Origin of the sequence: Sphaerochaeta halotolerans (assembly GCF_003429665.1) — a bacterium.
GTDB classification, from domain to species: Bacteria; Spirochaetota; Spirochaetia; order Sphaerochaetales; family Sphaerochaetaceae; genus Sphaerochaeta; species Sphaerochaeta halotolerans.
In genome coordinates this window covers 192508-215161 of sequence record NZ_QUWK01000004.1, presented here as the reverse complement: position 1 = coordinate 215161, position 22654 = coordinate 192508, and the positions used below count along the sequence as shown (strand labels likewise).

Annotated in this window: 21 protein-coding genes; 7 read left to right on the top strand and 14 right to left on the bottom strand. The window is 48.2% G+C overall.

Going from position 1 to position 22654, the window contains the following annotated elements; translation table 11 throughout:
- Nucleotide 1: 1 nt before the first annotated feature.
- From DYP60_RS05340 to DYP60_RS05325, 4 genes are all read right to left on the bottom strand, one after another.
- Complete coding sequence (locus tag DYP60_RS05340) at nucleotides 2-871, bottom strand: YicC/YloC family endoribonuclease (RefSeq protein ID WP_117329851.1); 870 nt, start codon at nucleotides 869-871, stop codon at nucleotides 2-4.
- Nucleotides 868-2316 (bottom strand): Mur ligase domain-containing protein, encoded by a 1449-nt coding sequence (locus DYP60_RS05335; RefSeq protein ID WP_117329850.1) that lies wholly within the window; start codon nucleotides 2314-2316, stop codon nucleotides 868-870. The genes DYP60_RS05340 and DYP60_RS05335 overlap by 4 nt, the downstream gene beginning before the upstream one ends.
- A gap of 61 nt (nucleotides 2317-2377) precedes the next feature.
- Nucleotides 2378-2557, bottom strand: coding sequence for a hypothetical protein (locus DYP60_RS05330; protein WP_117329849.1), 180 nt, complete (start codon nucleotides 2555-2557; stop codon nucleotides 2378-2380).
- Between the two features lie 82 nt (nucleotides 2558-2639).
- Entirely contained in the window at nucleotides 2640-3713 is a 1074-nt protein-coding gene (locus DYP60_RS05325; protein ID WP_117329848.1) for a hypothetical protein, read from the bottom strand.
- A gap of 112 nt (nucleotides 3714-3825) precedes the next feature.
- On the opposite strand from DYP60_RS05325, the gene DYP60_RS05320 reads away from it, so the two are divergent.
- Genes DYP60_RS05320 through dinB form a run of 3 tightly spaced genes read left to right on the top strand, consistent with a single transcriptional unit; the run spans nucleotide 3826 to nucleotide 7561 of the window.
- Entirely contained in the window at nucleotides 3826-5313 is a 1488-nt protein-coding gene (locus tag DYP60_RS05320) for a Mur ligase family protein (protein WP_117329847.1), read from the top strand.
- Nucleotides 5304-6380: a D-alanine--D-alanine ligase gene (locus DYP60_RS05315; protein ID WP_117329846.1), complete on the top strand. Its 1077-nt coding sequence runs from the start codon at nucleotides 5304-5306 to the stop codon at nucleotides 6378-6380. Before DYP60_RS05320 ends, DYP60_RS05315 begins: the two co-directional genes overlap by 10 nt.
- Complete coding sequence (gene dinB, locus DYP60_RS05310) at nucleotides 6356-7561, top strand: DNA polymerase IV (protein WP_240622827.1); 1206 nt, start codon at nucleotides 6356-6358, stop codon at nucleotides 7559-7561. The genes DYP60_RS05315 and dinB overlap by 25 nt, the downstream gene beginning before the upstream one ends.
- On the opposite strand, the gene DYP60_RS05305 is transcribed toward dinB, so the two are convergent.
- The 5 genes from DYP60_RS05305 to DYP60_RS05285 form a co-directional block, all read right to left on the bottom strand.
- Nucleotides 7542-8393, bottom strand: coding sequence for a thiamine pyrophosphate-dependent enzyme (locus tag DYP60_RS05305; protein WP_117329845.1), 852 nt, complete (start codon nucleotides 8391-8393; stop codon nucleotides 7542-7544). The genes dinB and DYP60_RS05305 overlap by 20 nt on opposite strands.
- The gene (locus DYP60_RS05300; RefSeq protein WP_117329844.1) at nucleotides 8390-10075 is read right to left on the bottom strand and encodes a 2-oxoacid:acceptor oxidoreductase subunit alpha; all 1686 of its coding nucleotides are present in this window, start codon (nucleotides 10073-10075) and stop codon (nucleotides 8390-8392) included. The genes DYP60_RS05305 and DYP60_RS05300 overlap by 4 nt, the downstream gene beginning before the upstream one ends.
- A 217-nt stretch (nucleotides 10076-10292) precedes the next feature.
- On the bottom strand, nucleotides 10293-11549 hold the full coding sequence (locus DYP60_RS05295; protein WP_165849504.1) for a phospholipase D-like domain-containing protein: 1257 nt from the start codon (nucleotides 11547-11549) through the stop codon (nucleotides 10293-10295).
- A gap of 186 nt (nucleotides 11550-11735) precedes the next feature.
- Nucleotides 11736-12893: an MFS transporter gene (locus tag DYP60_RS05290; RefSeq protein ID WP_117329842.1), complete on the bottom strand. Its 1158-nt coding sequence runs from the start codon at nucleotides 12891-12893 to the stop codon at nucleotides 11736-11738.
- A 1-nt stretch (nucleotide 12894) separates the two neighbouring features.
- Nucleotides 12895-13725 carry an undecaprenyl-diphosphate phosphatase gene (locus DYP60_RS05285; protein ID WP_117329841.1) on the bottom strand — a complete coding sequence of 277 codons (831 nt, stop codon included), beginning with the start codon at nucleotides 13723-13725 and terminating at the stop codon, nucleotides 12895-12897.
- A 135-nt stretch (nucleotides 13726-13860) separates the two neighbouring features.
- On the opposite strand from DYP60_RS05285, the gene trmL reads away from it, so the two are divergent.
- The 4 genes from trmL to DYP60_RS05265 are packed head-to-tail and all read left to right on the top strand — an operon-like array spanning nucleotide 13861 to nucleotide 17939.
- Nucleotides 13861-14361: a tRNA (uridine(34)/cytosine(34)/5-carboxymethylaminomethyluridine(34)-2'-O)-methyltransferase TrmL gene (gene trmL, locus DYP60_RS05280; RefSeq protein ID WP_117329840.1), complete on the top strand. Its 501-nt coding sequence runs from the start codon at nucleotides 13861-13863 to the stop codon at nucleotides 14359-14361.
- Nucleotides 14362-14363: 2 nt separating this feature from the next.
- Entirely contained in the window at nucleotides 14364-15167 is an 804-nt protein-coding gene (gene proC, locus DYP60_RS05275) for a pyrroline-5-carboxylate reductase (RefSeq protein ID WP_117329839.1), read from the top strand.
- A gap of 29 nt (nucleotides 15168-15196) precedes the next feature.
- Nucleotides 15197-16477, top strand: a complete 1281-nt coding sequence (gene serS / locus DYP60_RS05270) for a serine--tRNA ligase (protein WP_117329838.1) — start codon at nucleotides 15197-15199, stop codon at nucleotides 16475-16477.
- 10 nt (nucleotides 16478-16487) lie between these two features.
- Complete coding sequence (locus DYP60_RS05265; protein ID WP_117329837.1) at nucleotides 16488-17939, top strand: nicotinate phosphoribosyltransferase; 1452 nt, start codon at nucleotides 16488-16490, stop codon at nucleotides 17937-17939.
- Here the strand turns inward: DYP60_RS05265 and DYP60_RS05260 are convergent.
- From DYP60_RS05260 to DYP60_RS05240, 5 genes are read right to left on the bottom strand one after another with little or no spacing between them, the layout of a single operon-like run.
- On the bottom strand, nucleotides 17934-18503 hold the full coding sequence (locus DYP60_RS05260) for a GyrI-like domain-containing protein (RefSeq protein WP_117329836.1): 570 nt from the start codon (nucleotides 18501-18503) through the stop codon (nucleotides 17934-17936). The two genes, DYP60_RS05265 and DYP60_RS05260, sit on opposite strands and share 6 nt — an antisense overlap.
- Nucleotides 18504-18512: 9 nt before the next feature.
- Nucleotides 18513-19259, bottom strand: coding sequence for an N-acetylmuramoyl-L-alanine amidase family protein (locus DYP60_RS05255; RefSeq protein WP_117329835.1), 747 nt, complete (start codon nucleotides 19257-19259; stop codon nucleotides 18513-18515).
- On the bottom strand, nucleotides 19256-20173 hold the full coding sequence (locus DYP60_RS05250; RefSeq protein WP_240622826.1) for a glycosyltransferase family 2 protein: 918 nt from the start codon (nucleotides 20171-20173) through the stop codon (nucleotides 19256-19258). Before DYP60_RS05250 ends, DYP60_RS05255 begins: the two co-directional genes overlap by 4 nt.
- Nucleotides 20166-21290, bottom strand: coding sequence for a glutamate 5-kinase (proB, locus tag DYP60_RS05245; RefSeq protein WP_206363107.1), 1125 nt, complete (start codon nucleotides 21288-21290; stop codon nucleotides 20166-20168). The genes DYP60_RS05250 and proB overlap by 8 nt, the downstream gene beginning before the upstream one ends.
- Nucleotides 21287-22615 carry a glutamate-5-semialdehyde dehydrogenase gene (locus DYP60_RS05240; RefSeq protein WP_117329833.1) on the bottom strand — a complete coding sequence of 443 codons (1329 nt, stop codon included), beginning with the start codon at nucleotides 22613-22615 and terminating at the stop codon, nucleotides 21287-21289. The genes proB and DYP60_RS05240 overlap by 4 nt, the downstream gene beginning before the upstream one ends.
- Nucleotides 22616-22654: the final 39 nt, after the last annotated feature.

Below are 22654 nucleotides of genomic sequence, written 5' to 3'. Positions count from 1 at the left end.
GTTACTCGATATTACGAACCTGTTCCCTGATGTTTTCCAATCCGTCTTTCATTTTGACCACTTGGATATTCAGTTCCACCATCTGGCTCTTACTCCCAATGGTATTGATTTCTCTGTTCATCTCCTGGCAGAGAAAATCAAGGCGCTTGCCTACTGGCTCTCGCTCCTCAAGGAGCGAGAAGTACTCCTTCAGATGAATTGCCATGCGCTTGATCTCTTCACTCACGGAATACTTGACCAACATGACCGCAACCTCACTGAGAATTCTGTTCTCATCATAGTTCTGGTCTCCGAGCATCTCTTCAAAACGACTTCTGAGATTGGTTTTAACCAACTGTTCGAGTTCATCTGCATGACTGCCCACGATATCCAGTCCAGCTTGAATGACCTCTCCCAACCGCCTCAGGTCTACTTTGGTAGATTCACCTTCGCGTTGCTTGCTCTCAGCAAGTTGACTCAAAGCCTCTTCCAAGGTAGAGAAAAGCAGGAGGCGATATTGCTCACTATCGCTCTCACTTATACTGGAGAGCACTCCTTCACTTCCGAGATAATCAGAAAGCTGTGGTTTGAGTGCTTTCCCGGAAAGTGCAGCAATCTGGGCAAAAGCTTCACTGTACCGGCGTACCGCAGTAGGGTCGACCGTAAGTTGTACATCACTGACCAGATTCTTGACTCGAATATTCACTTCAACATGTCCACGTTTTGCAACGGCTTTCACCCGTTTATCAATCTCTATCTCAAAGGGAGAGAGGTAGTAAGGTATATTGTGGTTGATATCGAGATACCGGTTGTTGTATGACTTCACTTCAACCGCGAGTTGGAATTTTTCGCATACGGATTCTGAGAATCCGTACCCTGTCATGCTGTTCATTGGAAACTCCTTCGGATTTCGGCAATTTGCGGCCCAAGGGATCGATTATTACCAGCACCCATGGTAATACACAACCAACGCTCTTGCAACCAAGTAGAGGCAATCTCCGTAGCTGATTCGTCACTGGGTGCGAAAGCTACCCTGTCACCCATGGTCTCTCTGAGCAAGGAGAACAACCGTAAGGAGGACTCATCATCGGCTGAACCATCATTACGAGCGGAGGCATAGGTATTTTGCACGATGAGACGGTCACAGGTGGCAAGCACTTCGGCAAACTGATGCAACAATGCATTGGTCCTGCTGGCAGTATGGGCTGAGAAGACCACCAAAAGGGGGTACCCAGGATAGCGGAGATGAATCTCTTCCAATGAGGTTCTGATCTCACTTGGATGATGTGCATAATCATCCAAGTAGATGACCCGGCCTGCTCTGAACAGCTCCTCTGTCCTGCCCTTGCACCCTTGATACTTTGCAAGATGGGGTAAAAAGAGCGAGACAAGCGTGGGAAGTACTTCATCTGTTATCAGACCCTTATTTTCAACATAAAGTTTGGGCTCCGGTCGGTCCAACACCATGGCAAGGGAAAGCACCAATGCCCCGACATGGTCATCCACCAATGCCCTCGCGTGGCTGGTTACCGTAAAAGGAAGGTCCTTCAGGAGATCAAGCGTGTACCGGCCACCTGCTACCTCTTTAATGCTAAACGGTCCGTCCGATGAGAATCCATAGCTGAGAACACTGAGATCAGGACGTGTATGCTTTGCATACGAACCAAGTGCCTTTGCTCCAGAATCATCACTGCAATAGATCAGAAATCCCCCACCCTGCAGGTTGTCCACCAGTGTCTCAAAGCTCTTCATCACTTGTGCTTCGGAAGAAAAATAGTCAGGATGGTCGTATTCCACCGAGGTAACCAATACCCCCCGCAGTGAATAGGAATGAAAGTGATCCTGGTACTCACACGCTTCAAAGAGCGCACACTCCCTTCCCCCGGCAGTCTCCTTCTGCGGTGCACCATAGATTGCATAGAACGGAAACTGACCTTCACAGGCTTGCTGCAACAGATGCGTAGCAACAGAACACGTGGTGGTCTTGCCATGCGTTCCTGCAACAGCGTAACTATCCTGCTGTTTGCTGAGATAAGCTAGATACTGTGGATAGGTAGAAAGAGGGAGGGAACGCTTACGGGCTTCCTGGAGGATAGGCAACGCCTCACTGTAGGCGCTGCTGTAGATTACCTCTTTCGCATCAAGGGGAAGCACTGACGCTTCAAACCCCTCAAATACAGCAATGCCTGCTTCCTGTAGGACAGCATCACTGCTAAATATCTCGGCCGTATCGCATCCACAGACAGAGAACCCCCAACGTTGAAGCAACAGTGCCAGACTGGACATGCCAGTTCCTTTGATGCCTACCAAGAAAACGTGAGTTCCAATTGTCTGCATTCCGCCCTCCAACAAAAAAAAGACTGCCGCAAAAGACAGTCTCAGCTTCAAGGATGGTACCTTATTTGGAGGCTACAGCCTTGAGGTGGGCGTTACAAGGCTTGCAAACCTTGGCTTTTTCACCGTCAATTGTTACCTCATAGAGCACCTTTACACCGGTTCTCTTACAAACGGGACACTCGCCTCGGCCACCTTTTACCTCTTCATTGCGAATACCACTACCTCTATGTGCTTTGGACATATACATTACTCCTTACAGGTTCAAACGTTCACTCATCTGACTATACTGGTGGTCGACGCTGTATGTCAAGTACGAACTATTATTACAAGCTTACTGCAAGGGAAACCAAGAAGAGAGGATTGATATCGGTAGAAGAACCCAGGTACCAGGCTGTAGGATACCCGTACCCGATGGCAATGGTAAGGGTATCGAGCTGTGCATCCAGAGCTATGGTTTGTAACCCTCTGCTAAAACTAAAAGACAAGAGGTCTGAAGGGGTTGGTTTTTCTTCTTGGTATCCTACCAGCAGGCTTACAGACCAGTTGGGAAGCAGCTGTAACTTTGTCGAAATCCCAAGACGAAGTTGTCTCTCCTCATCACTGCCAATATTCAAGAAGTCAAAGGCACCCTGTACCTTTATAAGATGCAATTGATTGGATGCATCATACGTCGGGGAGCTGACAGAGACCCCCCAATCGAGGGTCTTTAGCACTGAGTCCCCACTGATAATCAAGGTATCATCAGCCCTGGCATAGGCAAACTGGTTGCTCACCACCCCCATCTTGAACCAATGATAATCAAGAAGAAGTCCCATACCGAAAGCAACATTGGAACTGCTGTTCAAGGATTCATACCGTCCAATCGTAGTCTCCACAATATAGTCCAGAAAGGTCTGTTCATTGCGAATCTCAATCATCGGTCGATTGCTCTCAGCAGAAGCCCGTACGGAAACCCCAAAATAAAGAGGAGCTCTCCCGGAAGCCCAGTCAAACTGAAACATCGTAATCTTGTGGCCATCATATGTACTCTGGCTGGAAGCTATCTTGCGATCCGACAAACTATTACGATTCTGGACTGTAAAGGCAAGACTCCCTGCACTGAAACTGATGGCCCAGTCAGCGACGGGCTGCACAAGCATTGGATTCGGTTCATTGTTCGCTACATATGTGGACTCAATCTGATCTTGATACCTAAAAGCAGCTAGCAGATGGGTCTCCTCCCGACCAGGAAGTGCCAACAAGGCGGGATTCGCAACAAATGAGTCTGATGCATAGTCCAACGCGAGACCGGCATTCCCCATTCCCCATGAAGCGGTGGATGCAAAATCTAGGGGAAAAGCCTGCAGGAAAGCAAGCGGTAATACGGCGAGCATTCCAGCTAATATCCAGCGTTTCATCAGATTATATTCTCCTTCTTTCCCAGCATACCAAAAAAACACAAATAAGGACACCAATACTTGCTGAACCTTTCTATTGTGATTACACCCTCACTACTGTTACCATAGAGACATGAAAACGTTACGAACACTTTTAAGCGCCATCGGCATCAACGATACGAGCGTTCCCGATACCCAGACCATCGAACAAATTTGCCAGCACTCACAGAGGTGCAAGCCCTTCTCAGTCTTCTTTGCCTTCAAGGGTCTGAGGACCGATGGAAGCCATTACATCAACGACGCAATTGAGCATGGTGCCATCTGCATCATAGCAGAGGAATCGACGCTCCGACCAAGGCTCCCTGCTTCTGTTCACTACTATACGGTGAAACACCCTCACACAGCATTTGCGTTGATGTGTTCTGCCTTCTATGATTACCCGCAGAGGCAACTCGTCATTGTTGGGGTCAGCGGCACAGATGGGAAAAGTACCACAAGTGATTACCTTTACCAGATTCTTCAGCGCCAAGGCATCAAGACAGGATTGCTGACTACCGTCAATATGGACGATGGATCAGGAAAACAGGAATCTCCCTTTCGTCAGAGCACTCCAGAGGCAGACCAACTGCAGGAATTTCTCTATCGATGTACCCAAAATGGCGCAACGCATGTCATCTTGGAGTGCACCAGTCATGCACTGAGCAAAACATTCGACCGACTTGGGGGAATAGAATTCAGTGCTGCCATTATTACCAAGGTAACCAGTGAGCATCTTGAATTCCACCATAGTCTGGAGGAATATACAAATGCAAAGGTAAATCTTGTGCGTGCACTGAAAGAGAACGGGATCCTGGTAACCAGTACGGACAATCCCAGGATTAGCGCATTTAGTGAAGCTCTCACCCCTACACAAAAAGCAATCATCCTTGGCTTGGATGTCCCGATGCGTATCGAATTCATGGGATACCAAGGGGTGGTAGTGGAAATCCTGGGCAAAAGGATACACACACCATTACTCCTTCCCAGCTTGGCAACAAACGCACTGCTTGCCGTGTTCTGTGCTGCAGATCTTCTCCATAAACCTGCAGAAGACCTGCTCCCACTCATTGAACAGATTGAACCGGTCAAGGGACGGATGCAACTGATTGAAAACGCCTTGGGAGTGCGGGCAATCATTGATTTCGCACACACTGTTGATGCATATGAAGGAATATTTTTCTTCGCAAATCGTACCAGTGAGGGAGGGAACTTAATTGCTGTCTTTGGTTCAGCAGGTGAGCGCGATACTACCAAACGTTCCCCCATGGGAAAGATTGCCAACAGGTACTGCTCGACCATCATTCTCACGGAAGAGGATCCAAGATATGAAGGAAATCAGGTGATTTTCAGTGACCTTCGTTTCTTGATGCACAATAGCGCCTGTACCGTGCTAGAGATTGAGGACCGCAGAGAGGCAATCAAGAAAGCAGTTTCCATCGCGCAAACCGGGGATACCATCCTGTTCTTGGGGAAAGGGCATGAAAAGACCATTGAGCGGGAATCAGAAAAAATCCCTTGGGATGAAATCACTGAAGTCAAGCATGCCCTCAGAGCAGAGGAACAAAGAAGACAATGCAAGTAGCGCTACTCTATGGGGGACGCTCAGCTGAGCATGAGGTGTCCATCAACAGTGCATTTACAATTCACCAAGCGCTTCTGCAAGCTGGGTATTCAGTGCTTCTCATTGCTATCACCATCAAGGGGAGATGGTTTTTGCAACAGGAATTGAATCACCAGTTTGATACTTCCCAACCACTGAATCTCAGGCCCGGAATGGGTATCTTCAAGGGGGAAGAGAAACTTTCCATCGATGCAGCCTTCGCTACCACCCATGGGTATCAAGGAGAGGATGGGAATCTACAGGGAGCCTGTCTGCTCTGCAACATTCCTCTTTGTGGTTGTGATACGGTTAGCAGTGCCATCGGTATGCATAAGGCAATCGCCTCTGAATTGTTTTCCGCCCACGGAATTCCTATTGTTCCTTCCTCCACGATTGACTCCTACCAGCTTGCAACACTCACCCGGGAGCTTTTTCATACAATGTGTGCCACCCATGGGCAGGACCTGTTCATCAAACCAGAGAATGCAGGCTCCTCAGTGGGGGTGGTAGCCCTGCCCAATGCGACCTATCATGAGTTCTTGGAAGCAGTCGAGGATGCAGCTCGCTACAGTGAACGAGTATTGGTACAGCCATACAAGAAATCCATCATGGAGGTAGAGTGTGCCATACTCAGGACAGAAGACGGGACCTTGCATGTGGCCGGACCTGGACGAGTCATAGACCCTGCAAAAGAAAGAGAAGGATTTCTGAGCTATGCCCACAAATACGGGCAGATTGACACAGCTCATATCCGAGTCCCAGCCGAGTTGCCACCCGCCATGGAAAACCGGATCAAGGACTACGCTCGCAGGGCATTTCTTGCAATCAAAGCCGACGGATATGCCAGAGTGGATTTTTTTGTCCACGGTGACACCATCTTCCTCAACGAGATCAATACCAGTCCAGGAATGACAGAGAAAAGTCACTACCCTGTACTGATGGCTTCCATTGGATTCGATTTACCCTGTGTGGTAACAAGCCTGATACATCATGCAATACAACGAGGAAAAGAGGAGCGAGGGCGTTGTTTCACGCCGCCAAAACCATGATGGAGTTGGAACCTGTCATTTTTCATGTTGATATGGATGCTTTCTATGCAGCAATCGAGGTCCTCGACAACCCCTCATATGCTGGTACCTGCCTACTCATCGGCGGCAACAGTTCCAGAGGTGTGGTTGCTACGGCAAGCTACGAGGCAAGGAAGTATGGCATCCACTCTGCTATGCCGATGGTACAAGCTCTTCGCCTGTGTCCTCATGCAGTGGTGGTCAAACCCCGCATGGCACGCTACAGCCAAGTAAGTTCACAGGTCATGGATATTCTCAGGCAGTTCTCTTCCGATTTGCAACAGATATCAATTGATGAAGCTTTTCTCGACATGACAGGGACCAGAAGATTGTTCGGCATTCCCCGCCAGGCGGGAAAAATACTGAAGGAACGGGTCAAGAAAGAGACAGGTTTGACCATTTCAGTGGGTATCGGAGCCAGTCGCTTTATAGCCAAGATGGCAAGTGACTATGATAAGCCCGATGGGCTATGCAGGGTATCCCAAGGCAAGGAGATTGCCTTCATCGATGCTGTAGGCTTGCAAAAACTCTGGGGGGTGGGGAAAGTTACCCAATCCTTGCTCGCAAAACACCACATACAAACGACAAAGGAACTACGCTCCTACACAATGGATTCTCTGCAGTCACTTTTTGGGAAGAGCATGGGGCAATTTCTCTATCTTGCATGCAGAGGCATTGATCCAGGAATCTTCTCTGGTGAAGCAAAAAGCCATTCCATCTCAACCGAGACAACCTTTGAGCATGATGTCACTTCTCTCTCCATTCTCGAGCAAACGCTGCTCTCAATGAGTCATGAGGTGATGTTCCGTGCACTGGAAGAAAAACAGATAGGACGGACGGTTGGGATTAAGGTACGGTTGCCTGACTTTACCACCTACACACTCCAGGCAACCCCACAGGGCACCATCTACAGTGCAGAGCAGATTTACCATCTGGCAAAACAGTTGCTGTTGCAGAAATGGCATGATGGAACCCCTATCAGACTGATCGGGGTTGGGCTCTATCAGCTGTATGAAGGGAGTCGGCCCTTGCAAGAGGAGCTCTTTGAGGATCCGTATCAAAAGAAACGGAAGATTGAACAAGTAGTGCTTGCCCTGCAGAAACAGGGCAAGCAGGTATTCAAGGCCAAGAATCTGGAAACACCTACTCCATCAGAGAAGTAAGTTCCTGAACACTCCGCCTGCGCTTGAAAAGCGGCGTATCCTCTTTCTGATAGGCTGGATGCATTTCTGTAAGGGTGGGTTGTCTCTCTGGGTTCTCATACAGGACGCCCAAGGGGAACGGATCACTCTCCATGGACTTTACAAGTGACTGGATCTTGTCTGAGGCGTTCCAATCATCACCAAGGACATAGCTGTGTTCCTTGTACCAGGCAAAGGTGTTCACCTTGTTGAAGGAGACACAGGGATCAAAGATATCAACCAAGGCATATCCCTTATGGATGACAGCTTGCTTGATGACCTCTTTGGTCAACTCACGGTTTCCTACAAAAGTACGGGCAACAAACCCAGCTCCCAAGCTGATGGCGAGCGCCAACGGATTCAGCGGCTCTGAGATTACTCCTTCACTCTGCAGCGGAGTCTTGAATCCCCTTTGGCTGGTAGGGCTGGCCTGACCTTTGGTCAAACCATACACCATATTGTTGTGTACCAAGTGCACAATATTTGGGTTTCTTCTGATAGTGTGGATAAAGTGGTTTCCCCCTTCTCCGTACATGTCACCATCCCCACCTTCGGCAATAACCAACAGCTCAGGATTGGTCAGCGAAATTGCCGTTGCCACAGGAAGTCCACGTCCGTGGAGACCATTAAAGAAGGAGGTATTCACATACTGAGGCATCTTGGCCGCCTGGCCGATACCACTGGAGATGACAACGTTTGTAGGATCAACATCCAACTCATCAAGACTCTCCTTGAGCAGTTGGAGCAATAAGAAGTTTCCACAACCAGGGCACCATGCTATTTCAGTGTTTATGTCAAATTGAGTTTGTTTCATGCCAGTACCTCCCCGATACGTTCGACCAACTGTTCAACGCTGAATGGACTTCCGTTGTACTTCAGGATGGTCGTATCAAAAATAATTCCCAAATCACGCCTGATCAACTGACCGAATTGGGCTGAAGCATTGTTCTCTACAAGAATCAGGTGCTCTGCTTTCTCCAGTATCTCCCTTGTACCGGAAGGGAGTGGATATACCTGGGGAAAGAATGCAAAAGCAACACCCTCATCATCGAGGGTGGCTATCGCCTCTTCAATTGCACCGTAGGTTGAACCCCAGCCTACCACCAAGGTAGTGTAATGCTTCGCACCTATAACTCTGGGTTCAATATCCTTGTATGCCGAAAGCTTCCTCATCCGTTTGTCCATCATGGCTTGTCGTACTGCAGCGCTTTCAGTTATACGTCCTTCCTCGGTATGTTCATCACTATCAACACAGACATAACCTTTCCCCTGGCCAGGTATGGCACGCTCAGAGATTCCTGAATCGGTAATCTTGTACCGCTTGTAGGAAGCGTCACTCTCGATTACATGATTCGTTCTTTCAAGCTTGGAGAAATCAATTTTCTCCATGACTCCCTCTCCATCCAGATAATACTGGTCAGTCAAGATAAAGACCGGGACCTGGTAGGCATCCGCTATTTCGAAAGCCTGATGAGAAAGCAACACTCCATCCTCCCAGGTACCTGGGGCAAGAATGACCCGGGGGAAATCTCCATGCCCGGCATAGAGTGCAAGGTTCAAATCGCCTTGCTCAGTTCGTGTAGGCAATCCTGTTCCCGGGCCAGGGCGCTGTGCGAGATGCACAACCACAGGGGTCTCGGTAATCCCCGAGAGACTGATTCCTTCTGTCATCAGGGCGAACCCTCCTCCACTGGTGGTAACCATCGCTCTTGCTCCTGCATACCAGGCACCGAGTGCCATGTTGATGGCGGCGATTTCATCTTCGGCCTGTTCGACCAGGACAGAGTGGGACCGTTCATGCGATGCAAGATAGACCAGGACACTGGTCGAAGGTGACATTGGATATGAGGCAACAAAGTTGCATCCTCCACTGAGGGCTCCGATACCGATGGTTTCAAATCCCTTGATGGCCTTCATCTTGGTAACAGAAACATCGCGTTGTATCGAGAAATGATAGTCACTCTTTTTAGCTGCTTCCTTTCCAAAATCAAACGCCTTGAGGTTGTTCTCAACCACGCTCTCTCCTTTGCTGGAGAACCGATCGGAAAGCAGGGACCGTGCAATTTCCTCTTCACAGGAAAACAGTGTACTCAACACCCCGACAAAAAACGTGTTGGCATAAATCTGACTGCCAACTTTCTGCATCTGCTCCTTGACATTCACTGGGTACAAGCGGGCACCAGTCTTACGTGCCTGTATGTAGTCTTTTTCCCCAATGATGAGGGTTTTCTCATCAATCCGGTCAAGCAATCGATCAAGGCCATCCTTGCTCAGGACGATGAGTACATCAATACGATCAACGAATGCCTGTACACGGCTCGATGAGATTCTGATCTCTGAGGTATTGTTCCCTCCACGGACCCGGCTCATGAGCTCCTTCGCAATAAACGCATGATATCCACTTTTTTGCAACAAGGAGATAACCAGGGATTCGATTGTTTGGAGCCCCTGCCCAGCTTCTCCGGAAAGGACAATACTGTATGATTGTCGTTCCATATAGACCTCCTAATCTATGAGAAAGGAATCATACAATTCCTAGCTCTTTACTTGTCTTTTATAGATGTTTATCTTATCACAGTATCGAAAAAACTCAATGAGCAAAGAACCAAACGCTTGGTAAGCTAAAGGCCCTTTTATATCTCATACGTTGATGAGAACCCTTCAAGTAAGCGCGTATCCATACTCACACTGATTAGATAATGCCTCTCTATATTCACAACATATAGTGAAAAGGAGCAACAATCAATCGTACCAAAAGGATAGTCAACCGCTTTATGAATGGAACCTTTTGCGACTCTGGAGGGGGAAGAGATGCCTCCATGTAGCATTCCAGCATTTCCTCGAGCTGTGAGGCCAGACGTTCACTTTCCATGAAAACCATGGTCTCTGTACTAAGGAAAGAACTTCTCGGATCCATATTGAATGTCCCGATTCCCACGGTAGTTCCATCTATGAGTATCGTTTTCCCATGCAAGGACCCTGGCCCCTGATACTCAAAGATATCGGAGGAACGCAATAATCGTTTCCGATTGTTCAGGTACCCAGCTATCGCCAAGTAGTTGGGACTGACAGCTTCGGAATTGGTAAGGAATATTCTTTCGGCTTCACCGGTAAATTCTGCATGCTTTCTCATCGCCCCATTGATGATGATGTATGGGCTCTGTAGCACGATTCGCTCTTTTGCCGAATTGCTATAGTCTCTCATCGCATAGAGCACTGCAGGATCCTTTGATCCTCTATCAAGTGGATTATGTACCATATGAATCATTGCTACCGGCACACATGCAGGGAGGTCAGAACTCGTTTCATACTTGCTTGCTGCCTCCATATAGGTATTGGTTGCATCCACTACTTTGCGTTCGGTTATCCGAGAAGGTTCTTGCAATTCCGCATATGGTGCGTGCCATAGCGTTTCAAAATAGGAACGCGCAGCATGTAACCCACTGGTAGATACATCTGCATCACCTCGTATCAGCACATCCATATCAAACACCGGTTTGTACTGCTCATTATCAAAGTAATACTGATCTCCGATATTCCTTCCGCCTAGTATCCCATACCTCCCGTCCACCAAGAGCATCTTGTCATGGAGACGGTGTTGCCATGTCCATGGCTTGAATGGGTTGAACGGCTCCCAATACCGTAGCTCTATGTTCTGGTGATGTGTCAGCGCATGAAACACACTTCGCAAGGAAAATCGAAGATTATGAAATATTCCATCAAGGAGAATGCGCACATGAACGCCCCTATCAGCAGCAGAGAGCACCTCACCGAAGAAAATATCTGCAGCCTCCCCAGGATAGATAGTATAGTATGCAATATCGATATAGTCTGTCGCATCCTGCAGTAAGTGTATGCGAGCATCAAAACTTTTCAGCCGATCATTGAGCAATGCTGCGCCATCATTGCCATGCAAGGGCTGAGAAGATTCATGCAAGTCTTCAGAAACTTGAGGAGAAATAGCAAACATGAGTATGCCACCTACCAAGGCATAGACTAGATAGCAGAGAATCACTTTCCTCAAAAACTTGGATACCCTTCTCATAGCTATATTTATAATAGTAACATACTGTAGATGCAAATCCCATAGCCAAAAAGAGCAGTCGGTTGATAATCAGGAGTGGAGAATCATCATCAAACCACAACAGGGTGCTTCCTAGACTGAGAATTCCTTATTCCGTGTAAGCAGAACCAATGTAATACTACTCGCAACTAACAACATCAGGATTCCCCCTTGTAGTAAAGGCATCCATTGCAACCCTATAAAAGAACCAACCAATCCAAACAGTGGCGGGGTCACCGTACTTCCTACATAGGCACTGGCCATTTGAAGACCGATGATGCGTTGGCTCGATTCAGGCCCAAAATTCCGTGGAGTCTGATGGATTAAGCTCGGAAAGATTGGAGCACAGCCCAAACCAAGCAAGAGGAGAGAGAACCCTGCAAAGGTCAAGGAAGAAAGGAACAGTGCTATAATGCTGATAAGACAGAGCAGCAAACCCAGAAAAATCATCTGGACATTACCCAAGCGGTAACTGATGAAACCACTTGCCATTCTCCCTGCAGTAATCCCTAGGAAGAACAGCGACCCATAGAATGCCGCATCAGAGGGGAGCAATTGCTTCACCTGTACCAAGTAACTTACCGCCCATAATCCTGTGGACACCTCCAAGGCACAATAGAGAAAAAATGAAAGCAAAGCAAAAGGAAGTGCCTTATGGCGAAGCGTTCCTTTCTGCTGTGAGGGATAGTCCTGTGCAGTTCGCTTCCCTTTTGGGTCAGTCCAGAGGGCAAGAGAGGCTATCAATACGATAACCTGGAGTGTTTGCATCAAGCCCAGCACCCGGTAGCCGTTGCGATATCCCCATTGCAAGGTGAGGGAAAGTCCCATGACCGCAGGACCTGCACTTGCACCCAATCCCCAAAAAGAGTGCAACCAGTTCATGTGGCGTGCCTCATAGTGCAGTGCAACATAGTTGTTGAGGGCTGAGTCAACTGAACCCGCACCCAGTCCGAGGGGAACTGCCCAAAGCATCAGGACAGGAAGTGTAGAGGCAAAGGAAAAGCCAAACAGGGCAATTGCTGTCATTGCCACGCTGACAAGGGTCACTCTTCCCGTGCCAAAGCGTTGGGTCATGCGATAGCTGGAGAGAGCAGACGCAACAGTACCGATGGAAGAGGTTGCCCCTATGAGTCCTGCACTCCAAAATGGGAGCCCAAGTGATTGTTGCATAACCGGCCATACACTGCCCAGTACACCATCAGGCAAACCAAGACTGATGAATGCGAGATAGATGACAATCAGGAGAGCCACCTCAGGCAACTCCCCAAGTGAGGAAGTAGACCGTTACCAGAACCGCAAGAACGATACGGTAAAAACCGAAGGCAGAGAAGTCGTGACGACGGACATAAGCCACCAACGCCTTGATACAGAGCAGTGAGACCAGGAAGGAGGAGACAGATCCTATAGCAATCAAGAGATATTCTTCCCGGCTATAGCTGAGTCCCAGCTTAATCAATTTCAACAAAGAAGCACCCGCCATGACAGGAATAGCCATAAAGAATGAGAATTTTGCTGCAACAGATCGTTCCAAACCAATGATGATTCCTCCAAGTATGGTGGAGCCACTTCTGCTGGTTCCAGGAATCAGGGCAAGCATCTGGAAGAGCCCAAGGTATAAGGCATCACGATAGGTAATTTCGGAAAGTTCTCTTACACGGCGTTCCCTTTTTCCCCATGTTCCCTTCTCAAGTACAATATACAACAACCCGTAGACAAAGAGAGCAATGGCAACGACTTCCCAACGATAGAGATATGTGTTCATCAAATCATCAATCAAGATGCCTATCACCCCAGCAGGGATGGTTGCAATGAGTACCTTCACCCAGAGGATGTAGGTCTCGGTCTTCTCCTTGGCATCCTTTGCTTTGGAAAAAGGGTTCAGTGTAGAAAAATAAAGAATAACCACGGCAAGAATTGATGCAAGCTGAATGATGATGAGAAAGAGTTCTCTTGCTTCTGCTCCAAGGCTAAGATGCATCACTTCATCCAACAGCAACAGATGACCCGTTGAACTGATGGGAAGCCATTCGGTAATCCCCTGCACAATTCCCAAAAGCAGTGATTTTAGACCTTCCTGAACCATATGCTCCTCCAATCTTCAGCAAGTCTAAAGCAAAGCGTTCCGCTTTACAAGCTGGATTAATCGTTCACGCATAAGTTCTCCCACCTTGTGTTGATTCCCTGCAAATGATAGATTTGCCGTGTAAGGGAGAGGAGCATGGCACTGCATATTGTTTTGTTTGAACCAGAGATACCACAAAACACTGGAAATATCGCGCGAACATGCGCAGCAGTTGGTGCAACCTTGCACCTTGTGCATCCTCTTGGTTTCAGCCTGGAAGAGAAGTACCTCAAACGTGCCGGCCTTGATTATTGGCCACTGCTCACGATGGTAGAGCATCCAAGCATTGAAGCCTTCCTTGAAGCACACCAACACAATATGTTGTATTACTTCACCACAAAAGCTCCTCAGACCTATAGTGAGGTAACCTACCCCGAGGAAACTTATCTTGTCTTCGGCAAGGAGAGCGCTGGCATCGATGAATCGCTGCTCGTCAAGAATGCAAAACGGTGTGTAAGAATCCCGATGAGGAAAGAAGCACGAAGCTTGAATCTCTCGAACAGCGTGGCAATTGGCGCATACGAATACCTACGACAACAATCCTTCCCATCTCTGCAAGGGAAAGGGATATTACATAGACTTACATGGGAGGCCTGAGCATGGATACAATCGGCATCATTGGATGTGGAAATATGGGTGGCGCTATCGCGGGAAGCCTGCAGATGAAAGTCATTGTCTATGACAGTGATTCACGCAAAGCTGAACAACTTGCGACAAACAAGGCAACCATTACCGTGGTAGACTCGCTTCAAGCACTCTTCAAGGAATGCTCAACCATGCTCATTGCAGTAAAACCGCAGATTCTCTCCACTCTTTACCCAGAATTACAAGCATTGGGAAGCAACAGTAAGCGTTGGATTTCCATCGCAGCTGGGATTCCCCTCTCTGTTCTCACCGAGAAACTGGGAACTCATGAGATTGTTCGATTCATGCCGAACATAGCTGCTCAGTATGGCCGTGCTGTTACCGCAGTAGCTCCAGCGGAGGGTTGTTCCGCATCCCTACGTGAAGATTCCCTGCAGGTTGCGTCCTCCTTTGGATCGGCCTTTCTCCTGCCCGAATCACAGTTCTCAGCCTTCATCGGAATCAGTGGATCGGCCATCGCCTATGTGTTCTCCTTCTTGCATGCTCTTGCTATGGGAGGGGTTGCACAAGGGATTGCCTATCCACAAGCTCTGCAGATAGCAAACGACACCCTTAAAAGCGCTACCTCCCTGATTGACGCAACAAAGGCAAATCCAGTGGAACTTGCCACTCGTGTCTGCTCTGCTGGGGGCACTACGATTGAAGGAATGAAAGCTCTCGCCCAAGGAGGGTTTGAGGGGCTTGTCATGCGTGCTGTGGAGGCATCAAGCGAGAAATCAAAAGTACTTGAAGAACAAGCAGCCAAACAGGGGAAATAAGTATTTCTGAAAGGAAAGAAGGGATCAGTATGATAGATTTGAAAGAAATCAAAAGCAGACGAGATGAAATTGCAGAGAATATCAGGGTGAGAAACATGCAGGTGGATATTGATGCCATCATTGACTTGCAGGAAAAGCGCTCAGCACTGTTGAGGCAGGTTGAGGAACTTCGCTCCAAAAGAAACGAGAATGCCAAAAAAATGAAGGGCAAACTCGATTCAGAGTCGCGTAGCACCCTGATTGCCGAAGGCAAGTCCTTGAAAGAATCAATTGCAGAGATTGAGAGTAGCCTCTCCCATATTGAGGAGGAGTTCCAGAAACTCGCGAGGACAATTCCCAACTATGCCCACCCCGCCGCCCCGGTGGGAAAGGAAGACAAGGACAACACCGCAATCAAGTTTGTCGGTACTCCACCCCAGTTTTCCTTCAAACCCTTGGACCATGTCCAGCTTGCTGAACGACTCGACTTGATTGATTTCGATACTGCTACCAGGGTCAGCGGCCCCAAGTTCTATTACCTCAAGCGAGAGGCTGTCATTCTACAGATGGCCTTGGAACGATATGCAATGGATATCGTAATAAAGAAAGGATTCACACCCTTCATCACACCTGATATCGCCAAGGAGGAGATTCTCCAGGGCATTGGGTTCAACCCCAGGGGGGAAGAGAGCAACATTTATACGATTGAGAATACCGATACCTGCCTGGTTGGAACTGCCGAGATAACCCTTGGAGGCTACTATGCAAACCAAATTCTCTCAAAAGACCAGCTCCCGATAAAGATGGCAGGTCTCTCCCATTGTTTCCGCAGAGAAGCTGGAGGTGCTGGACAGTATTCCAAGGGGCTTTACCGGGTTCACCAGTTCTCGAAACTCGAGATGTTCATCTACTGCACGAGTGAGGAATCTGAAGCATTTCATGATGAGATCCTCTCTATCGAGGAAGAGATTTTCAGTGGTCTTGGCGTAGCCTACCGGGTAGTAGATACCTGTACCGGTGATCTCGGTGCCCCGGCCTATCGAAAATTCGATATTGAAGCATGGATGCCAGGTCGTGGAGAAGACGGTGAGTATGGCGAGGTTACCTCCACCAGCAACTGCACCGATTACCAGGCACGTTCCTTGGCGATCCGCTATAAGGACGACGAAGGAAAGATCCAGTTCCCTCATATGCTTAATGGGACAGCCATCGCTCTGAGTAGGGCAATGGTTGCCGTCTTGGAAAATTTCCAGAATGAAGATGGATCCATAACAATCCCCCCCATCTTGGTTCCCTATACGGGTTTCTCCAAGATAGAGGCACGCTCGTAAGGATGGAAGAATGCAAATCAGCGCACTCACAACCGACTTCTATGAATTGACCATGATGCAGGGCTACTTCTTGAACAAGCACAACCCGAATGTAGTCTTCGATATGTTTTACCGTACAAACCCATTCGAGGGAGGGTATGTGATTTTCGCTGGTCTTCATGAACTGATCGACAAGCTTGAATCACTATGCTTCAGCGAAGAAGATATTGCATATTTGAAGAGCTTGGGAAAGTTTACCCCTGAATTTCTCTCCTATTTGGCTGATTATCACTTCAGTGGTGATTTGTATGCCATGGAAGAAGGTACGGTGGTTTTCCCAGGGGAGCCGTTGCTTCGCATCCATACCAGCTTGATCGAAGCCCAGTTGATCGAGGGATTGTTGCTCAACACCATCAATTTCCAGAGCCTTATTGCAACAAAAGCCTCCAGGATGTTACTTGCAAGCAAACAGGGCCTCCTCATGGAGTTCGGGCTCAGAAGAGCACAGGGAAGTGATGGAGCACTCTCTGCCAGCAGGGCTGCTTTCATAGGAGGCTGCCAAGTCACCAGTAATACCCTTGCGGGCAAGGAGTACAATATTCCTGTTGCAGGTACCATGGCCCACTCTTGGATCATGAGTTTCCAGAGTGAATTGGAGTCCTTTCGTGCCTATGCCAATCTCTACCCTGACAACACGGTTCTCTTGATCGACACCTATGATACACTCGGTTCTGGAATTGACAATGCAATCATTGTCGGACTCGAACAGAAACAGAAAGGAAAGAAAATTGGAGTGAGAATCGACAGCGGAGACCTCTCCTACCTTCCTCGTGTCATCAGGAAACGCTTGGATGCAGCCGGGCTTGAAGATGCAACCATCGTGGTCTCGAACGACCTGACTGAAGCAATCGTACAAACCCTGGTCCTTGACGGAGTTCCCATTGACAGTTGGGGCATTGGGACACATTTGGTTACCGGTGGATCGCAATCCTCCTTGAACGGGGTGTATAAGCTAGCCGCAAAGGAAGGAGATGATGGACATTTTATTCCAACTATGAAAATTTCCAACAGCTTCGAGAAAACCACCAACCCCGGCATCAAACAGGTCTACCGGTTCAGTGACGATGATGCAGGGTCGATTGCTGACTTGATTACCCTGGAGAAGGAGAAAATAACCCCGGGAAGAACGTTTGTTTTCTATCATCCATTTGCAGAGGCTGATTTCTTCGAGATGCAAAGCAGCCGCTACACCCATCTGAAGCCTTTGATCAACAAGCAGATGGAAGGTGGCAAGAGAATTGGGAAGAAGCCAAACCTTCAGGAAATCCAGAACTATGTACAAATGGAACTTAATACGTTCCACAAGAGCTACTTGAGACAAATCAATCCTCACATCTACAAGGTCAGCCTCTCCTCCAAGCTTAAGAAGTTGAAGATGGAGCTCCTGGCTGCACAGAGAAAAAAGACAAAGGAAGGACTATAGTTGCTGTACGGGAAGGCGGAGGATGGTCTTCAAATCATCCTTGCTCTTCCGCTTTGGATGGTCCAGATAAATCTCCCGATGTGACCTGCCGAGACGGACCAGATGATGTTCTTTGCAATATGTTTCCATCATTTGGAAGCTCTTTCCCTCGAAGCTGAAAGGACCGGTGTGCAGGAGCGTGACACAAAGTCCATCCTCAATGCTGGAACGATAGATATCCAAGGTAGGGATGCCCTCCTTAAAAGCTAACTCGTCCCTGACTTCCGTGAACAAGGAGTCTGTTATGTCCTCCGGTTCAGCAATCATTGCCGACCAACTCCATGGCTCCCGATTCTCAACTTCCCTTGCCGTCCAGACGCACTCCAAGAGAGGCGGCTCCATTGCTCCGGTACGTTCACAGAGGAGGTCATGCAAGGAAAAAAGCAACTCTGTGGCAAGGCTGTACTCCTCTTCGTTCGAATTCCCCTCTCCATCGATTATAAAATAAGGAACTGAGGGAACCGTACACAAGGAAGGAGTCTCTTTTGCTTTGTAGAGAGACTTCCGTAATGTTTCGACACCCATGATTACCTCCTACATGCATTGCTCGATTGCTTGAGCCAAAATCTGAGCCATCCGTTGTCTCCACTGCGGTGAAACCAAGTTTCTGGCATCCCCTTCATTGGAAAGAAATCCAACCTCCACCAATACAGCAGGCATTCTGGATCCATTGAGCACCCATAGATCACGTTCCTTCACCCCACGATTTCTGCTGGTCACCAATGAGCCATCCATGGCTTCCTCGAAAATGGTAGCCACCACGAGATTCCGCTGATTGAGCAATCGGTTCAAGGAGAGTTGAGAGTGAGCAGCATAGAGCGGAATATTCTCAATCGGAGTGAATGCATCAAGCAAAGTCACCCGCTTATCTTGTGTTTTGGTCAGTATTTCAAATCCTGAAGCTTCATCTGTCATAGCACTGTTTACATGAATGGAAACAAACAGAGCACTTGTGTGTGGTTGGAGTGGAGTCTGGTAAGCGATACTGCAACGCTCCTCAAGAGACAGGAATACGTCATCAGATCGAGTCATGACAAGTTGCAAATGGGGATGGGAGACCGCAAGCAAAGCGTGCAGGCGTTTGGCAATATCCAAGGTAAATTCTTTTTCATAGATAGTACCACCTGCAAAACTCCATGCGTTGGTAGCTCCTGGGTCATGCCCCCCATGACCAGCGTCGATAATCACCGTTCCCAAGGGATAGGAGAACGGATCTTCTGCGCCAAACACATTCAGTCCACAGACCACCATAACAAGGATGGCAATTATCAGCCTTTTCACGCATTCTCCTTGGGCCACTGGCTGCACAAGGTGTTAAAATCACGCTTCTGCAACCATATCATCCGTTTCTTTACCTCGTCGTTATACACTTCCTTGTCGAAATATCCCTTGTATCGTTTGGCTACGTTCTTCCCCCTGATTTGCTGCACGCTTAGCGCTTTGGTATAGCAACGTGTGAACCCCTGCACCTCACTGCGGTCTTCAATTACACTCTCCCGGTCAGGAACCTGCATCAGCAAATTGCTGTTGAGGGCTAGGTCATATCCATAGAGGTGACAGCGCACACCCCAATCCAGGGCTTGCCAGTATTCACTGTGAATTTCCTCATCAAATCCTCGTAAACGCTGAAACAGTGCCCGGTCATAGAGTCCCAGACAAAAAACCGGATAGAGCGTCGAGCGGATAACTGAGGGGTCAGGAGAGGGAAAATCTGAATCAGGATCCAGCTCGCGTCCTGTGAGACGGGGTATTCTTAGACACGGTATGATTTCTCGGTTGGCATTGGCAATTACCGCACCAAACGCTGCTGGATGTTCCCCCTCGCTCATTGCAGAGAAGAGGAAGGTACCATCAAATTTCACAAGCAACAGGTCACTGCGAACGATGAGAAATAGATTTGCCTGGCATTCATTGGCTACAGCATTTATCTTTTCACCCGTAAATGCATGGGTGGCAAATACCAAAAAGGTGACATCTTTAAACTCCTGCTGCATTGCAAGCATATCGAACCTACCCTCTTGGGTTACCACATGCAGGCTGTAATTCATCTCCCTCACATACCAATCCAATGCCTCCCGCAATTGTTCAGGAGTACCGGTATCGAGAATCCCTATGGCAAGTTGCTCAATGTTGTGCAATTGATTAATCCGCTTACCAATCTCTTGTTTTCTTCGATATATCCGATAGTTAGTCATCATCGCTCAACAACACCAAGTCCTCAGGGCGAAAGATAACACCCTTATGTCCTTCTTTGATAATCTTTTGGATATCCTTGCTGCTATGGCCTGCTACTGCAGTTATTTCAGTACTGTTGTAGTAAGGAACCGCTTTAGCAAACGGTTTGTCATCAATCGTACAAATCTGCACTACATCACCGGCGTCAAACACCCCATTCACCGACACGATGCCCTTGGGAAGCAGACTCTTCTTTGCTATCAGGGCCTTTTTTGCCCCTTCATCGACCACAATGGAACCGAGATGGGAGTTATAGAGAATCCAACGTTGCCGCTGACTCAAACGTTTCACACTGTGTATGCACGTTCCCACTACTTCCCCGCTAAGCAAACGAGGAAGCACCTCTTTTTCATACCCACTGGCAATAATGGTGGTGCAACCTGCCATTCTTGCTATCTTTGCAGCAAGCAGTTTTGTTTTCATACCTCCGGTAGCATGCGTGGACCCTGCACCTCCAGCATAGGACAGGATGGTCGCATCAAGTGAGGTGATGTCACTGAGCAATACCGCTTCCTTATCTTTCTTGGGATCAGCAGTAAACAGCCCAGTAATGTCGGTGAGGATGACTAGGAGATCCGCATCAATCTTGCTTGCCACCATGGCACTCATACGGTCGTTGTCAACGAAGGCCGTTCCGATCTCAGAGGTACTTACTACATCGTTCTCGTTAAAGATGGGAATAACGCCAAGGTCCAACAATGTAAATATACTGTTTCTTAGGTTCACATACGTAAGACGGTTATTCAGATCATTGCGAGTCAACAATATCTGAGAACAGACCAAGCCATGACGTTTGAAAGAACGACGATAACTGGACATAAGCAATGGCTGTCCTATGGACGCACAAGCCTGACGCATTGGGACCTGTTTTACTGGACCCTTGAGTGAAAGCTCCTTGGCACCCATGCCGATGGCTCCACTGGAGACCAGGAGCACTTGGTACCCATGTGATTGCAGGTGAGCAAGCTGATCGACTATCACATCGATGTAATGCTCATCGATGCCCCGCTCACTACTGAGCAAATTGGTTCCAACTTTTACCACTACCCTGCGTACCGATGAAAGATCCCTCATCATAGAACCTCATTACCAAGCAATGAAGGTTTGTCTAGAGGCAAGTCATGATGCAAAAAACTCCGCCCTCCATCCTTGGTATAGGAGGAGACGACCTGTCCAGTTCCCATAACGAGATATTTGGTTGTCATCAGCCCTTCCAGACCAACGGGCCCACGTGCGTGAATCTTTGCAGTACTGATACCCACCTCTGACCCAAGGCCGAAGCGGAATCCATCGGCAAACCTGGTTGAACAATTGGCAAAGACATCTGCAGAATCCACCTCAGTAAAGAATTTTCTTACCGAGTCTGAATCCTCACTCACGATGGCATCGCTATGATGGGAACCGTAGGTCTCAATATGGTTAATCGCCTCAGAGAGAGATTCCACAACATGTATGTTTATCTCGAGGGCAAGATATTCCTTTTTCCAATCCCCCTCCTGATAGGGGATACAGTCGATGATCTTACAGACTTGCTCATCCCCATGGATGATGACTCCTGCCTCAGAGAAGCGCTCCGCAAGCAGGGGAAGGACGTCAGGAGCAATTTGCTTATGTACCAGAAGCGTCTCTATTGCATTGCAGGCTGCAGGGTATTGTGTCTTGGAGTCAAACGCAATTTCTATTGCTTTGGAGATATCAGCCTTGGCATCGAGGTAGAGATGGCAAATTCCATCTGCATGTCCCAGCACAGGGATGGAGGTATGGTCCATGACATAGCGAACGAAGGCATTGGATCCTCGTGGGATCAAGAGATCAATATCCCCTTCCATCCTCAGCATGGTATCGACATCACTATGGCTTTCAAGCAACAACAGCCAAGCAGAGCCAAGCGAAGAATCCTTACAGCTTTTCTGGATTGATGCTACCAGGGCGCTATTGGTCTGGAATGCTTCCTTTCCACCCTTGAGAATAATGCCATTGCCACTCTTGAGACAGAGGGAAACAATCTGGATCAAAGCATCAGGCCGCGCTTCAAAAATCATACCGATAACCCCAATGGGTACGGCAATCTGTTCAAGCAAAAGCCCTTCATCCAGCTCTCTCCGTTGCTTGATGGTACCAATAGGATCCGGCAGGGAAGCTACCTGCTCCAACCCAAGCAGGGAGGCATGCAGCTTCTCTTCATTGAACACCAACCGTTTTATCAAGGCTTCTTTCTGCCCTGATTCCTTTGCCTGAGCTATATCTCTTTCGTTCGCAACCTTGATGGTTTCCCAGTCACGACGCAGTCCCTCCCCAATCAAATGAAGGAGTTGGTTGCGTTCCGTTTCACTACTGGATGCAAGGCGTTTGGCACGCTTTCTCAGCGAACGAATGCTCTGTTGCAATGCTGTTGATTCCATATTCAGCCCCTTATATACAGTAAGTATACACTAAACTGA

Excerpts from the sequence above, each read along its gene's own strand:
- DYP60_RS05340 (WP_117329851.1), bottom strand. The coding sequence starts at position 871 with ATGAACAGCATGACAGGGTACGGATTCTCAGAATCCGTATGCGAAAAA.
- DYP60_RS05335 (WP_117329850.1), bottom strand. The coding sequence starts at position 2,316 with ATGCAGACAATTGGAACTCACGTTTTCTTGGTAGGCATCAAAGGAACT.
- DYP60_RS05330 (WP_117329849.1), bottom strand. The coding sequence starts at position 2,557 with ATGTCCAAAGCACATAGAGGTAGTGGTATTCGCAATGAAGAGGTAAAA.
- DYP60_RS05325 (WP_117329848.1), bottom strand. The coding sequence starts at position 3,713 with ATGAAACGCTGGATATTAGCTGGAATGCTCGCCGTATTACCGCTTGCT.
- DYP60_RS05320 (WP_117329847.1), top strand. The coding sequence starts at position 3,826 with ATGAAAACGTTACGAACACTTTTAAGCGCCATCGGCATCAACGATACG.
- DYP60_RS05315 (WP_117329846.1), top strand. The coding sequence starts at position 5,304 with ATGCAAGTAGCGCTACTCTATGGGGGACGCTCAGCTGAGCATGAGGTG.
- DYP60_RS05305 (WP_117329845.1), bottom strand. The coding sequence starts at position 8,393 with ATGAAACAAACTCAATTTGACATAAACACTGAAATAGCATGGTGCCCT.
- DYP60_RS05300 (WP_117329844.1), bottom strand. The coding sequence starts at position 10,075 with ATGGAACGACAATCATACAGTATTGTCCTTTCCGGAGAAGCTGGGCAG.
- DYP60_RS05295 (WP_165849504.1), bottom strand. The coding sequence starts at position 11,549 with ATGTTTGCTATTTCTCCTCAAGTTTCTGAAGACTTGCATGAATCTTCT.
- DYP60_RS05285 (WP_117329841.1), bottom strand. The coding sequence starts at position 13,725 with ATGGTTCAGGAAGGTCTAAAATCACTGCTTTTGGGAATTGTGCAGGGG.
- trmL (WP_117329840.1), top strand. The coding sequence starts at position 13,861 with ATGGCACTGCATATTGTTTTGTTTGAACCAGAGATACCACAAAACACT.
- proC (WP_117329839.1), top strand. The coding sequence starts at position 14,364 with ATGGATACAATCGGCATCATTGGATGTGGAAATATGGGTGGCGCTATC.
- serS (WP_117329838.1), top strand. The coding sequence starts at position 15,197 with ATGATAGATTTGAAAGAAATCAAAAGCAGACGAGATGAAATTGCAGAG.
- DYP60_RS05265 (WP_117329837.1), top strand. The coding sequence starts at position 16,488 with ATGCAAATCAGCGCACTCACAACCGACTTCTATGAATTGACCATGATG.
- DYP60_RS05260 (WP_117329836.1), bottom strand. The coding sequence starts at position 18,503 with ATGGGTGTCGAAACATTACGGAAGTCTCTCTACAAAGCAAAAGAGACT.
- DYP60_RS05250 (WP_240622826.1), bottom strand. The coding sequence starts at position 20,173 with ATGACTAACTATCGGATATATCGAAGAAAACAAGAGATTGGTAAGCGG.
- proB (WP_206363107.1), bottom strand. The coding sequence starts at position 21,290 with ATGATGAGGGATCTTTCATCGGTACGCAGGGTAGTGGTAAAAGTTGGA.
- DYP60_RS05240 (WP_117329833.1), bottom strand. The coding sequence starts at position 22,615 with ATGGAATCAACAGCATTGCAACAGAGCATTCGTTCGCTGAGAAAGCGT.